This window comes from Sporosarcina sp. 179-K 3D1 HS (genome assembly GCF_047228905.1).
In the GTDB taxonomy this organism is placed as follows: Bacteria; Bacillota; Bacilli; order Bacillales_A; family Planococcaceae; genus Sporosarcina.
Window position 1 is genome coordinate 56,346 of the sequence record NZ_JBFEGI010000005.1, and the last position, 13,865, is coordinate 70,210.

The window sequence follows — 13,865 nt, forward strand, 5'->3', positions numbered from 1 at the left end:
CGGGGAATCTAGAATGCCTTATCGGAATGCTGCTTTGAATTCGCCCGTCACTTCTTGGAAACCATTGTTCGCTTCATACACTTCTTCTTGTTCCAGATCGAACCGGTCCATGATCGGTAAGTCATTGACGGAGAATAGATAGGAATCCTCTGCCGCAACATGCTCATACCAAGCCCAGTTTGGCACGACGAAATAATCGCCTTTTTTCCAGTCGAAGCGTATGCCGTTGATCACGGTGTAACCGGAACCTTGGTGAGCATGATAGATCGTTGAATGCGTATGGCGAAGAGCTTTCGTGTGAAAATCTTTCGGCAGGAACTGCATCCGCGAGCCCATCGTCGGATTTGCCGATTTCCCGGTTGATGGATTAATATATTCGATTGCAAAACCGTGGTTCGGATCCGGATCAAACTTCATCAAGCCTTTGATCGCATCTACCGTACGGCTCCATTTGTAATTCGCAAGCGGTGCCACCGTATATTTGTCATCGCCGACTGGGCGGACCATGCCGCCGCCATAACGGAGTTCCGAGAAGTTGTCCGGCACATTCGGTTGTTGGAGGCCATCCTCGTACGGCTCGAAGAACGTTCCACCGATTGAATAGATCGTCGGAATATCCAAAGCGTCCATCCAGATCATCGGTTTGTCACCCACATGGCCATGCCCGTGCCACAAGTTTTTCGGCGTTATGAGGAAGTCCCCTTCCTGCATATAAATTCGCTCGCCTTGAACGATTGTATACGCCCCTTCCCCTTCCGAGATAAAACGGAGGGCGCTTTGCGAGTGGCGGTGGGATGGCGCTTCCTCCCCCGGAAGAAGCAATTGGACTGCCGCATACAAAGTTTGGGTCGTCGATGCCCATCCCCACGGCTGGCGATACGTCAAGCCCGGATTTTGGAAATAAATTGCACGGCGTTCTCCTCCGCGATCTGGCGTAAAGATCTCCGAAGCTTCCATCAATTTTTTATGCAATAGCTCCGCGCTCCATAGGTACGCTTCTGCATGCGGCTTCGGGGTTTTATTCATAATTTCAGGAATTGCTTCCCACAAGGGGCCGAGATTATATTGCTGGATATCTCTCGTAAAGTCTTTCACCGTATCACTCTTCATGAACTCTTGAACATCCACGCTTTGTTCTGCCATCTTCTTCACATTCCTTTCCATTTTCAATTGTTATTGACCCAAGCAAAATAGGATCAATCTGTAGCTGTCGACACTAAGCTTGCTTTTTCTTGTAAAGCTACACGGTTTTCAAGTACACCAACTTTGTCGATTTCAATTCGTACTACGTCGCCGTTTTTTAAGAATGTAGGTGGGTCCATTGCTACCCCTACTCCACCCGGCGTTCCGGACAAGATGACATCTCCTGGCTCAAGCGTCATCAGGTTGGATAGAAATGCAACGAGTTTTTGTACGGAAAAGACAAGGTTCGCAGTATTCGTTTTTTGTCGTACTTCCCCGTTCACTGTCAATACAACATCCAAGCCGGATGGATCTGTCAATTCGTCAGTTGTGACAAGCCAAGGTCCCATCGGCGCACTGCCGTCCACTGATTTCCCTTGCAGCCATTCGAGTGTACGGCGTTGAATATCACGGTATGTGACATCGTTTGCGATGGTGTAACCAGCTACATAATCAAGTGCATCTTCTTCCGATACATTGCGGGCCTGTTTCCCAATGACGAATGTAAATTCCGCCTCGTAATCCAATTGTTCTGAAATCGGATGAAATGGAATGTCATCTTCCGGCCCGATTACCGTATTGGCAAATTTCGCGAAAACAACCGGGAATTCAGGGATTTCACGGCCCATTTCCAAGATATGTTCACGGTAATTGTGCCCCACGCAAATCATCTTTCCAGGTGCTGTTACTGGCGCTTCTACTTTGACTGCTGATTTTTCATAGATTAGTTGGTGCTCGAAGCTGTCCGGATTCTCAAGAGCAAATGCCAGTGCCTCTTGCGCCAATCCCATGCTTTCTTTTCCGCCTTGCAAGAACTCTTCCATCTTTGCAGGAATGTAAGCTTCTGCAATCTCTTTATAACGGTACTTTTCCTGGTTTTTTAATAAAGCTTGGTACGCATAGTTCAAGTCCACCACTTTGTTTTCTTCCACAACTGCTCCGATACGTGAATGACCTGCTGTCGTAAATGTAATTAGTTTCATTGGAATCTCCTTTGTTTTATCAATAGTTTTAGTTCACTTACCCCTACGAAAACGCCTTCATTTTTCTAATGGATGAATTGATACAGCAACCCGATTATTAATTTGCTGCATCAAAAGTTCTCATGATAAGGAATTTTTCAACAAAACAACTCCTTTCACTTTTTATACCTATTTGATAATATGTTCACTATGAATATAATATTATAGTTCAAAGGGAAATGTCAATATTCAATCTTCCTTAAATTTCTGTTAGCTCAAAGGGGTGGTTATAATAAAGCTTTGTATTGCATCGGAGGATTACCTATACTGAACAGTAGATTAAGAAATTATTGGGAGGAACAACATAGTGGAAATTGTTAAAAGTGGTTCCATGATTCAATCCTTGCAGATTGGAATTAAAATAGTCGACGTTGTTAAAGAGAATGAATTGCCGATGAGCTTTTCAGATATACAAGAAAAAACGGGGATTACAAAAAGTAACTTATATAAATATATGAACACGCTCGTCCACCTGGAGCTTTTATTCCGTGATAAATCTACAGGACTTTACCATCTTGGCAATAAACTGATCCAATACGGCACGGCTGCCATCCGGAATGAAGATACGGTTGCGCTCATCACGCCTTATTTGCAAACAATCAGCCAGCATTCCAAATGTTCGACCCTTTTTGCGGTTTGGAGCATCGACGGGCCGATTGTGGCAAAAATCTGGAACTCCGATCAAGTGCTGAACATCGGTGCCCAAATCGGGACGCTTCTGCCACAGCAGTCGTCGTCCGGTAAGATTTTCACCACTTTCTTGGAAAGCCAAAAACAGTTTAGACAACGGGAAGGGCAAGAACCATCCACTCCCCTGAGCGAAGAAGAGAGACATAACATCTTTGCTGACAAAATAGCGTTCGCCCGGGAACCACTGATTGCATCCGTTTCTTCTGTTTCAATTCCCATTCTTACTTATAATGAAAAGCTCGTCGGTTCCATCACGGTCGTCGGCTTCTCAGATAACATCCCGACCTCCTCGGACGAGCCATTGAGCCAGTATTTAGTGGAGCAACAAAAAGAGATTTCTGCCATTTTCGGGTACAAAGGATAACATCCAACTAAAAAGCAGTATCAGGCAAACGAATGCTTGATACTGCTTTTTGTGTCCCCGCTATTTCAAGAAGGTTGGCAGCATGGTGTCCTGCAATAGGTCATATTGGTTTCTGAATAGAATGTTTCAGCGAAACAGACCGCGTCTGGCCGATGAAGACAATAAGAAGACAGCTAATTCCCAGTAAAATCGCATCTAAAAATAGAGGCGCGCCCCAACCGCCTGTACTGTCCCGGAGAACTCCCGAAATGACGGGAGACAACAAAGCACCGATTTCTGCAATAAGATTCCACATGCCAAATGCCGAACCTCTCTGCTTTTCCGTGGCCAATTCGGTCACCATGGCGTGTTGAACAGCTTGTACCGCAAAAAATAACAAGCCGGAGACAAAGAGGATGGTCGACATGATGACTGGATTGTTCTTGCCGCTGACCATGTAAAAGGCAAAGACGAAAACGGAAATGGTCAACCCGACACTTAACCAGACAAGAACGTTTTTGCGCCCATTCTCCTTATGGGCCACCCGGTCTGAAATCGCTCCCCCCAACGGAAAGCCGATCAGGCCGGCAACCGCGTTGAAAGAAGCGATGAGGGCGGCAGCCAAGAAACCGCCACCACCAAATTCTTTCACAATGGACACGGACCAAAATCCGTAAAACCATAAATGCCAAAGAATTGGAATGGCAGACAAGTACAAGAGAATGAGATTGCGATTCCGCAATACAGGAGCCACTTCTTTTTTCGTTTTATAAATATAGGCGATGAACACGAAAGCGAACAGAGTAAAAATAATCGCGATATTCACTTCACCCAGGCTGAAGAAGTCTGCTAGATAATATACACCCAATATAATGGCGAGAAAGAAGAGAGAATAGCGGCCGATATTGAGCAAAGCCATTTTCACATCAGAGGGTCCACGTTCCTCCGTTTTGATCAAATACTTCTTCAGGATAAAACCGATTAGAATCGTCAACGTACCTAAAATGAAGAAAGGTGCTTTCCAGGCATCATTCCCAAGAAAGCCGCGCGACATTTCTATCATATAAGGCGTGACCAACAGACCCGCCGTCAAACCGACTGACAAACCGCTGATGACGATTCCCATACCCAATCCCATCTTTTTGGGCGGTGTCACTTGGGCAATGAATGAACGGTCGTTGGAATAGAGGATACCTTCCCCAAGCCCCGTCAATACTCGAAGGGCAATGAACAGAAAGAGACCATTGAACAGTCCAGTGAGCAATGTCGTAACCCCTGCCCAGAAAACACTGATCAAAATCATATTCCGATAGCCAAATTTGTCGCCGAAATACCCACCTGGAAATTGAGTCAGCATATATCCAACAAAGAACAAACTTCCTAATAGCCCCCCAAGTGCATATGGATTGTCGACGGACGCAAGAAAGGCGACATCATTTTCAATCATCCAAGTAACAATCGGCCCAGTAATTGTCCGGTCAAAATAGGAAATAAACCATCCGACAAATAATAATCCCCAAACACGGTAATACGGTTTTGCTGCAGTAGCCATCGTTGTCCTCCTCTAGTTGAAAATCTCTTGTAATCGTTTACATTTCAGTACTCCTTTTTAACCTCTATCCACCCGCTCATCCAGCACCCGTTTTGATTTCATTGTAAAACGTGGAAGAGAACCCGCTTCCGCTTTATCAACAGCAATCCGAAGCCCGACGCGATCCCGTAGAAGGGTTGCCAATTCGGCCAGTAAGTCCGCGTCGGTTTCGACTTGCACTTTAATCTGATCCATCCCGTTTTCTGTGTAGTAGACGATCCGAAACTCCTTCACCTCAGCGAACTCCCGGACAATTGCCTCGATTGAAGAAGGATAGATATTGATGCCTCGAATGACGACCATGTCATCTGCACGGCCTAATACCCCACCAGGGAAAAACTTGTATGGATTGCCGCAGGCACAAACTTCTTCAGAATTCAACACGACATCCGCCGTCCGATAGCGGATGAGCGGATAGCCGTAGCGACCCAAATTGGTGAGCACCAGTTCTCCTTTTTCCCCGACGGCAACCGGTTCCAACGTCTCCGGATCCAGCACTTCGGCGATGAATTCAGCTTCATTGACGTGGATTCCCTTCTGCTCGGAGCAAGAATATCCATACGCCCCCATCTCGGTCATGCCGACATGGTCGAATAGTTTCGCTCCCCAAAGCGTTTCAATCCGCTTCCGAGTAGACGGTACAGAACCACCCGGCTCGCCCGCTGTAATAATTTTAGTGATAGTACTATTTTTTATATCAATTCCCAACTCTTCCGCCACTTCCGCCAGATGCAGTGCGTAGCTTGGCGTACAGAGGAGAACCGTCGCTTCATTTTCCATCATGCAGTATAAGCGTTCTTTCGTGGATTGGCTCCCTCCCGTGATGACGAGGGAACGGTTTTTCTTGGCTGCTTCGAATGCTGCCCAAAACCCGATAAACGGTCCGAATGAAAAAGCGAGGAATACCCGGTCCTGTTTTGTGACGCCACTGGAACGGTACACCTCCAACCAGCAATCTTCCCACCACGCCCAGCTTTCAGCCGTATCCAGCACTTTCAGCGGGGATCCAGATGTTCCCGATGTTTGGTGGTAACGGATATAGTCCGTAAGAGAATAAGAGTGGTTGCTGCCGTATTTACCGTTGCTCTTTTGGTCCTCCACCAACTCTTGCTTGAGCGTAAGAGGAAGTTCCCGCAATTGTTCCAACGATGAAAGCGGCAATTGCACCTGTTCCAACTTGTTCTGATAAAACGCATTTTGCCCTTTGGCAAACGCAAGCAACTCATTTAGCTTAGTAAGTTGGCCCTGTTGTAATTTGTTTGGAGAAGAGCTTTCTATAATCATACGATCCCATCCTTTGTAATTTTTTTAGCAAACTAATGCCCGTACTCTGCTTGCACTGGACTCAGCAGCGACCATTTTCTCCTTGATAATTCCAGGGATAGAAACCGCTTTCGGCTTCTTTCCGCCAAACGAAGTCCATGCACGAACCTCGCTTCCCTCTGCCACCAGCTCATCTTCCTTGTAAAAGCGGTGTTGAAGTTTAAAGACTTTATCCCGAATTTCTGCGACTGATGTACGGATGACAATAGCGTCTTCAAATACAAGCGGCTGAAAAAACTTACAGTTCGTTTCCAATAGAGGCAATCCAATTTCTTCTTCCCTCATCAAAGTGGAAGTCGCAAATCCGATTGATGTAAAGAAATGGTGCGTCGCCTGATCCATCCATTTATAAAAGTTTGGATAGAATACAATGCCTGCCGCATCCGTATCCCCCCACTGCACGCTCAATTCATATGATATCCCTGACATGTTCCACACTCCTTAGCAGTTCACAATTTTGTCTTATTTGCGTGTGTACTGACAATCTTAGTATGATGGTTTTATCATTCACAGCTTCATGTTCTTCTATATGGAACAAAATACAAGTATTTTATATATCTTCTGATAATTCATTCTTAACTGATTACAAAAGGGGGATTTTCATGGAAACCGAACAAGTCCTTCAACGGAATTCATCCATTGAAAATGCAATGCGTATTTTGAAAACCTTTTCCATGCACCAGCCTGAACTGCGGGTGGTCGATATTGCGGGAGAATTGAATATCGCCAAAAGCACGGCACATCGGTTGCTTTCGACATTGGCCAGTGAAGGGTTCGTTTATAAAGATCCGCAATCGAACCACTACAGTCTCGGCGTTTCGGTCTTGGCATTGACGAATATCGTGAATTCCCAATTACCCATCGTGAAAGAAGCCACCCCCATCCTGAATGCGCTGACAGAAAAAACTGGGGAGAGTTCCCATCTGGCCATTCGGGAAGGACACGAGGTCATTTATTTACAAAAGATCGAAAATGAGTATTCCGTTCATGTGACGACCCATATCGGACGCCGCAATCCCGTTCACTGCACAAGCACCGGGCAGGCGATTTTGGCTTTTGAAACGGACGAAGTGGTAGATGAAATACTATCTGGACCCTTAGTAAAGTTTACCGAGCATACGATTACGGAACCTCAGCAATTGCGGGATAAATTAAAAGAGGTCAGGCGCTTAGGCTATGTCATCGATCATCAAGGCTTCGAGAACAATGTCATTTCGATCGGGGCGCCTATTTTCAATAGTCAGGATGAAGTCATGGCCTCCGTCAATATTACCGGTCCTGTCAATCGGTTAAAGGCAATGGAAGCACAACGAAAATGCGTGGAGGAAGTGGTGACAACAGCAAGACGGGTATCCAATCTGGTCAAACTGCGGAAAAAACTCTTTGAGGAGGAGAGGGGAAGATGACGCAGACATCGACAGACAAATATATGATCACGTCCGTTAAAAACGCCATGCGCATGTTGCGATTATTTCATTCCAAACAGACCGAGATCGGGCTGACGAGCCTTGCAAAACAAATCGGCGTCCCGAAAAGCACAGCCCATCGGACGGCCTCCTTGTTGGTGAAAGAAGGATTCCTGTCCAAAAACCCAAGAAGTGGAAAATATCGACTAGGCCTATCGCTCTTAACATTAGGCGGGGTCGTATCCACCCATAGGGAAATGTATCGGGAGGCTTTTCCAGTAGTCAGCGAGCTGGTCCAAGAGGTGAATGAAACAGCCCATATCTGCTTATTGGAGAACGATGAAGTCGTGTATCTGTTCCGGAAAGAGAGCGAGCGGCAAAATCGGCTCATCACTTCAATCGGCAGGAAAAATCCAATCCATTGTACGGGGGAAGGACTTTGCATTCTCGCTTTTCAAGATGAAAGAACAATTGAACGCGTGTTGTCCAACCCATTGTATCCCTATACAACCAAGACATTGACGGAACGTGAAGAGATACTACAAGAATTAGAACTCATCCGGGAGAGAGGATACGCCATATCGGTCGAACAGTTCTACGAAGGATTCATGGGAATCGCAGCGCCCATCCGGGATTACTCCCATCATGTCGTCTCCTCTCTCGCAATCATCGGCTCCACTTCGACTATTACTCCGGAAAAGTTCCCGGAACTGATTGCAAAAGTGATGGACGCGGCAAAAGAAATTTCCGAACATTTAGGGTTTTACGGGTAAGAGTCAGGATAAACCGAATCAGTAACAGTAATAATTTTGAACTATTAACTCAATTCAATAATTTATATTCTACTGTTCCGCATAGAAGAACAACTCTATTTTTCCACTTCTTTAACTCCGTTATAATCAAGCCAGAAGAAAAAACGAGCTAAAGGAGTTTTTTAAATGGGAAAAAACGTTGAAGTTATCGTCGTAGGATCTGGCCCGGTCGGGTTGACAGCGGCGCTCACCCTGCAAAACCGTGGCATTTCATGTGTGGTCATCGAAGCGGAAGAAAAGGACGCTCCTCGCGCAGGAAGCCGGGCGATCTACCTGCATAGCGCCACATTGAAGTTATTGGAAGAAGCGTCGAAAGGACTTGGCTTCACATTGGCAAGAAACGGGATTATTTGGCCGGTCAAACGGACGCTATATCGTGGAAAAGAAGTGTACGTCCGCCACTATGGCGTGACGGATACGCAAGATCCGAACCGCTTGCCGCATTTCACATCCCTTCATCAGCACGAGATCGAGAAACATATGTACGAAGCATGCGTAAAAGCGGGCGTCCAATTCGTCTATGGACAGCCGGTAGAAAAACTGGATATCGGCGAGGACGGCGTCAAAGTGACAACGGCTTCCGGCGATGTCTGGGATGCCAAATATGTAATCGGTTGCGATGGGGCTCGTTCAGTTGTCCGACAAGAAGCTGGATTGACATTCGAAGGACCACGGACTCACGATACGTTTCTCGTCGTCGATGTGACGGAAGATGAAGAGAACCCGCTTCCGGTAGAACGGGTCTTTCATTACCAACATCCGGCCATGGGACATCGGAACGTTCTACATGTCCCATTCAAAGGCGGTTGGCGAATCGACTTGCAACTGTTGGCAGATGACAAGGAAGAGGACTTTACGAGTATCGAAGGCGTGAAGGAATGGCTTCCGAAAGTGATGGACCCGAAATATGCGGAGCGAATCACATGGGTCTCCTCTTACCGTTTCCACCAAGTCGTTGCGGATTCATTCACCGATGAAAAACGTCGCGTGCTATTGGCTGGGGAAGCGGCCCATTTATTTGCCCCATTCGGCGCACGCGGATTGAATTCCGGTGTTCCGGACGCCATCATTGCGGTGCGCGGCATCCAGGCAGCACTCCAAGCGGACAATGAAGAACGGCGTCGGGATGCAATCGATGCAGCGGCAACAGAACGGAGAATCGCCGCCCTTTGGAATCGCGATGGTTCAACAACAGCCCTTCACCATATCCAAGGCGATTCACCGGAGATGAACATGAAGCGCGAACTCGCAGCTTCCCTTGTCTCGATCGTGCCAAGACTCGGACGCTGGCTTGACGAAGGCCCATACGGACCAAAATTCGGCCCACCTGAACTGACGACTAAATATTAAGAAGGAGGCTGCATGCAAGATGACTGTACAATTCAAAGAAGAAACCTACGGCCCGGAAGCGCTATCGTTGACCGGCCTTGCGGAAAAACTGACGTCCCTGGATTGGTTTGACAAGATCGGGACTACAGATGCAGCTGTGGAACAGCAGGTGCGGCAATTCGTCGAGGCATTGGGCGTTGAGCAATTTGATGTGAAATGGGTGGCCAAGGAAGACATCGCGGCAACAATTGGAAAACTGACTTTCGACAACAGCGATGTCTGGCAAGTGCTTAAAGACATTCCAGACAAGTTGAAGAACAAGATTGACGAAAAGGAACGGACTGCGTTATTGGAATCAATGGTCGACGCCCTGCCGGAAGCCGTATTCCACCCTGCCTATGCAGGCGCGTTCAAACAGGGGACCGAAGAAAAAGCGATCAGCTATCTCGTCGGCAATGCCATGTATATCAGTGTCATGGTTTGCACCGCTGCCATAGCTGAGGCCGACCTCTTCCAACCTCTGCTCGACATTGTTGAATCGGGACATACGGTGCTTGGACTTGAAGGCAATACGATATATATTGTGTAAATCAAAAAGGAGATCCCATGTCCTGCGGGTCTCCTTTTTATTGATATTGACTAAGCGCTCCTAGTGACTTCACAACGTACAAGCTAAACTTCGAAACGTTCCTGTCTTACCTCGCAACGTTTCCATCTAACTTAACAACGTTCCTGCCCTACCTCAAAACGTTTCCACCGAACTTAACAACGTCCCTACCCTACTTCGAAACATTTCCGCCTAAATTCACAACGTCTCCAAATCACTTCCCAGAGACAACAATGCGGCGCTCTTTCAACACTTCAACCAAATGACTCCATTCTGTCCCTTGCGGGGAATTCATTTCATCACCATAAGGATGCTCACTCGGGAAGATTTGATAAAAAGATCCCTTTTCGTCCTTACCGAGCCATTTTAAAAACGGATGATCCTGATAGTAATCAGATGTCTCTTGCTCTTTCGTCAGCCGAATCATTGACATTAGCAAATGCTGTTTTTTCGTTTTGGCATCTTGGTAATAAAAATTCGTGCAGGAAGGAGACCCTTCTTCGTTTTCACAAACCGTTTCCTTCATCTTCAATTTGCCCATAACATTTTTCGGTAAATGAAGTTCATACCCTAGCTGACTTTTATATGTCTTCATTTGCTCCGAATTTTTATCAAACGCCGTTTCATTAATCGATTCGGGGGTATTCCAAATACCCAATGATTCTTCATATGCCGGTCCAAGACCTGTGATCACCCACTTGTCTCCTTGTTTGCTGAGTGATAGCCGCGCTTGATCCTTCCCCGTTTTTCCGGAGGACGTATAAACATCGAATTCCACCACATATTCCAGTGATTTATCCTCATGTTCTCTTCTTTGAATTACTTGGTATGTTTCCACCCATGGACTGGAAGCCCCCGTCACCCAGTGATATTGCTCAAACGTGGCGGCTGCGCTCGATTTCGCCACTTTATCAAACAGTGCATATTGCAAGGCACCGTTTCGTTCTTTCACTGCTTTTGCCCATAGGCTGACAGTTTCATCGGGATTTTTCGGGATGATTCCTTCTTCCAAGCGAAGCAGCCGCTCTTCCAAAGTCGTTTTCTCTTGCTGGGCAGCAATTCCAAGTGGAGCGGTTGGCTGCTGAGCATGAACAGGGTATGAAAGGGAAGCGCCTGTAATTCCTAAAGCAAGTACCGTACCTAACAGAGTGGTTTTTTTCAACATCGTACAACATCCTCCTCGTATCGTTTCTTGACAAGGTCCCATTGTCTTTCAACTTATATGACGAGGAACCTTACCATTCGTAACAATTAATATGTTTTTTTGCGTTTGTTTTGAGGATCATATTCATACAGCAATGTATGTGACTCCGCCACTTCCTGCAAAATAAGCTGATTGCCTCTCCACAGCACAGAATTTGCGTTGGTGAATTGCGCTATTTGTTTACCTTTAATTACATCGAACAGAGCCACGTTCGATTCAGAAGAACTAGTATAGGTATCAGCCGCCACATAACGGCCAGAGGAGTCGAGAGACAATTGTGTCACCGTTGCATCCGCCATGGCTGTTAATAAAGTAAAACTTTTCGTTTCCCGATCAAATGCCAGGACAGCAACTTGTTCTTCCCCTTGCAAACTAAAAAGCACCGTGTTTTCATCAGGAGTGATGACCAATGAACTAAAACGGACGTTTTCATCCGCAATAAACGCTTGAGGAACATCTTGTAGAGAAAATAGGATTTCCTTATCGTCACCGTTCACCAACTGAACTTGATTTTGATCATTTGCAGACAACTTGATTTGCGGCAATTCTTTCACCTGTTCAATGACAAATCGTCCTTTCTCCTTCGCCAAGGTAAATTCATATGTTGTGATTTGATAATACGGCAGTGCGGTATCCGTCCAATACACTTCGGCTTGAACTGTCGCCGACTGCGGTTGCTCTTCCATCTCTACGATTTGAAACCCGATTTGATGAGGGTTCGAATACGTCAAAAAGGAAGGAGGATGTTTCATTAAACTCATTGCATAATCATCATCTCTAACGACAAGGGCTTGAAGGAAGCCTTTTACGGTTTCTTTCGCAGTCATCGCTTCAACGCTTAGCTCGATTTTCATAATCTGCACTGGCTGACTTTCGCCGTCAATTCTCGTTTTCATGACATACAGTTGCCGTTCCTCGCCGGCCCAAATTGGGGATTGATAGCGATAGATCGCCTTCTCTGTGGATTCATATCGTGGAGGCGGATTGGCAGTCAATTTTTTCTTCGTATCCAAATCACTGTCCGCGATCCAAACATCTTCCACTCCCGAACTTGACTTTACGTACGATATATAATGTCCGTTAGGTGAAGTGGATGGATCCTTGCCGTGATCGACGATGTCCTCTTTATCATTTTTCAAGTCATATAGAAGGATCTTTCCATCCCGATGAAATACAAGTTTTTGATCTTTTGCAATAAATGAAGGCTGTTCCCCTTTCACGATGGCTTTCTCTTCTTTTGTCTGTAAGTTGATTTCTAGAATGGTCTGATCCGACACAACATAAAAATGGTCTTCGTCTTTCCATTCAGGATCACCGTAGTTGCCTTCCATTACTTGCACGATTTCATTCGTCTCTAATTGTAAAAGGAATACATCCCCGTTTTGGGTGAACAATACATGGCCTCCTTCAGCATTCCGGCTAAAGCGACCCGCAGTCTGTTCTGTTATCCTCTTCAAACCGTCATTTTCATGCAGGTAAATGCCCCGATCTCTCAGTGAAAGATACAAGCGGCCGTCAACATGCGTATACGCCAGAACCTCTCCACTTCCGATATCAAAAAACGAAATGCCGTTACCCACTATCAACAAGCTGGCCCTGACTTCTTTCGTTGAAAGATTAGGCAAGAAAACCGCTAAAAACAAGATGGCCGCAGCTATGAAAGGAAGCCATGAATTCTTTTTCATTCCTTCTTTTTTCATGAATGAAGAGCGTAGCTTCCTTTTTAATTGTTCATCCACCTCTATTTCATTACGCATTTCGCGAAGATAGTTTTCGATTTTCTCCTGTTCCATTATGATTCCCCCAAACACTTTCTCACTAGAATACCTAGTTTTTTTGTAATGCGGCTCGACTTGACTCGAAGGGAACCTTCTTCTTTATTTAAAATCATGGCCATTTCCTTGAATTTCAAATTGGCAAAATACCGCAGCTGGGTAATTTCCAGATCTTCCTTAGACAGATGGGGCAAGCTTTTCTGTAAGCACTCTTTTTCATTCGCCCCCTCAAAGGGGTCTTCAAAATCAACCGGACTCACAAAGTACTCCAACTGATCCCCGATTAGCACACTTTTCTTTTTCCTATAGAAATCGATGATTGTATTTCTGGCAATCGTAAAAAGCCAAGCCTTTTCATTCGGATGCTCAGCCAAGGAGGAGCACTTTTCAAAGGCCTTTCGAAACACTTCACCTACCAAATCTTCCGCATCCCACTTATTACCTGTTTTGACGTAGACATATCGATAAATGTCATCAAAATACGCGTCATATATTCGAATAAATTTCACATGCAACATGGCAGCCCCCAAATTTGATCTCTAGTTAACTAAACGTTTTTTCTGGGAAAACGTAACAGTTGA

Annotated in this window: 13 protein-coding genes; 5 read left to right on the plus strand and 8 right to left on the minus strand. The window is 45.8% G+C overall.

The window, feature by feature from the left end; genetic code table 11:
* Window positions 1-18 precede the first annotated feature (18 nt).
* Together AB1K83_RS08675 and AB1K83_RS08680 are read right to left on the minus strand one after the other, a co-directional pair.
* Window positions 19-1,143, minus strand: a complete 1,125-nt coding sequence (locus AB1K83_RS08675) for a cupin domain-containing protein (protein ID WP_413057787.1) — start codon at window positions 1,141-1,143, stop codon at window positions 19-21.
* Between the two features lie 53 nt (window positions 1,144-1,196).
* A complete protein-coding gene (locus AB1K83_RS08680; protein WP_413057788.1) occupies window positions 1,197-2,165 on the minus strand; it encodes a fumarylacetoacetate hydrolase family protein in 969 nt (322 codons plus the stop codon).
* 346 nt (window positions 2,166-2,511) lie between these two features.
* On the opposite strand from AB1K83_RS08680, the gene AB1K83_RS08685 reads away from it, so the two are divergent.
* The gene (locus AB1K83_RS08685; protein WP_413057789.1) at window positions 2,512-3,258 is read left to right on the plus strand and encodes an IclR family transcriptional regulator; all 747 of its coding nucleotides are present in this window, start codon (window positions 2,512-2,514) and stop codon (window positions 3,256-3,258) included.
* 100 nt (window positions 3,259-3,358) lie between these two features.
* On the opposite strand, the gene AB1K83_RS08690 is transcribed toward AB1K83_RS08685, so the two are convergent.
* Genes AB1K83_RS08690 through AB1K83_RS08700 form a run of 3 tightly spaced genes read right to left on the minus strand, consistent with a single transcriptional unit; the run spans window position 3,359 to window position 6,580 of the window.
* Window positions 3,359-4,789 (minus strand): MFS transporter, encoded by a 1,431-nt coding sequence (locus AB1K83_RS08690; RefSeq protein ID WP_413057790.1) that lies wholly within the window; start codon window positions 4,787-4,789, stop codon window positions 3,359-3,361.
* Between the two features lie 57 nt (window positions 4,790-4,846).
* Window positions 4,847-6,112, minus strand: a complete 1,266-nt coding sequence (locus AB1K83_RS08695) for a phenylacetate--CoA ligase family protein (protein WP_413057791.1) — start codon at window positions 6,110-6,112, stop codon at window positions 4,847-4,849.
* A 24-nt stretch (window positions 6,113-6,136) separates the two neighbouring features.
* Window positions 6,137-6,580: an acyl-CoA thioesterase gene (locus tag AB1K83_RS08700; protein WP_413057792.1), complete on the minus strand. Its 444-nt coding sequence runs from the start codon at window positions 6,578-6,580 to the stop codon at window positions 6,137-6,139.
* 173 nt (window positions 6,581-6,753) lie between these two features.
* Between AB1K83_RS08700 and AB1K83_RS08705 the strand changes: the two genes are divergently transcribed.
* The 4 genes from AB1K83_RS08705 to AB1K83_RS08720 all read left to right on the plus strand — a co-directional run bounded on the left by AB1K83_RS08705 (window position 6,754) and on the right by AB1K83_RS08720 (window position 10,287).
* The gene (locus AB1K83_RS08705) at window positions 6,754-7,557 is read left to right on the plus strand and encodes an IclR family transcriptional regulator (protein ID WP_413057793.1); all 804 of its coding nucleotides are present in this window, start codon (window positions 6,754-6,756) and stop codon (window positions 7,555-7,557) included.
* A complete protein-coding gene (locus AB1K83_RS08710; protein ID WP_413057794.1) occupies window positions 7,554-8,330 on the plus strand; it encodes an IclR family transcriptional regulator in 777 nt (258 codons plus the stop codon). The genes AB1K83_RS08705 and AB1K83_RS08710 overlap by 4 nt, the downstream gene beginning before the upstream one ends.
* Before the next feature lie 165 nt (window positions 8,331-8,495).
* Window positions 8,496-9,719: an FAD-dependent oxidoreductase gene (locus tag AB1K83_RS08715; protein ID WP_413057795.1), complete on the plus strand. Its 1,224-nt coding sequence runs from the start codon at window positions 8,496-8,498 to the stop codon at window positions 9,717-9,719.
* 19 nt (window positions 9,720-9,738) lie between these two features.
* Window positions 9,739-10,287 (plus strand): hypothetical protein, encoded by a 549-nt coding sequence (locus AB1K83_RS08720; protein ID WP_413057796.1) that lies wholly within the window; start codon window positions 9,739-9,741, stop codon window positions 10,285-10,287.
* A gap of 232 nt (window positions 10,288-10,519) precedes the next feature.
* On the opposite strand, the gene AB1K83_RS08725 is transcribed toward AB1K83_RS08720, so the two are convergent.
* The 3 genes from AB1K83_RS08725 to AB1K83_RS08735 all read right to left on the minus strand — a co-directional run bounded on the left by AB1K83_RS08725 (window position 10,520) and on the right by AB1K83_RS08735 (window position 13,802).
* Complete coding sequence (locus AB1K83_RS08725; protein WP_413057797.1) at window positions 10,520-11,470, minus strand: hypothetical protein; 951 nt, start codon at window positions 11,468-11,470, stop codon at window positions 10,520-10,522.
* Window positions 11,471-11,556: 86 nt separating this feature from the next.
* Window positions 11,557-13,302 carry a hypothetical protein gene (locus AB1K83_RS08730; RefSeq protein ID WP_413057798.1) on the minus strand — a complete coding sequence of 582 codons (1,746 nt, stop codon included), beginning with the start codon at window positions 13,300-13,302 and terminating at the stop codon, window positions 11,557-11,559.
* Window positions 13,302-13,802 carry an RNA polymerase sigma factor gene (locus AB1K83_RS08735; RefSeq protein ID WP_413057799.1) on the minus strand — a complete coding sequence of 167 codons (501 nt, stop codon included), beginning with the start codon at window positions 13,800-13,802 and terminating at the stop codon, window positions 13,302-13,304. Before AB1K83_RS08735 ends, AB1K83_RS08730 begins: the two co-directional genes overlap by 1 nt.
* Window positions 13,803-13,865 lie beyond the last annotated feature (63 nt).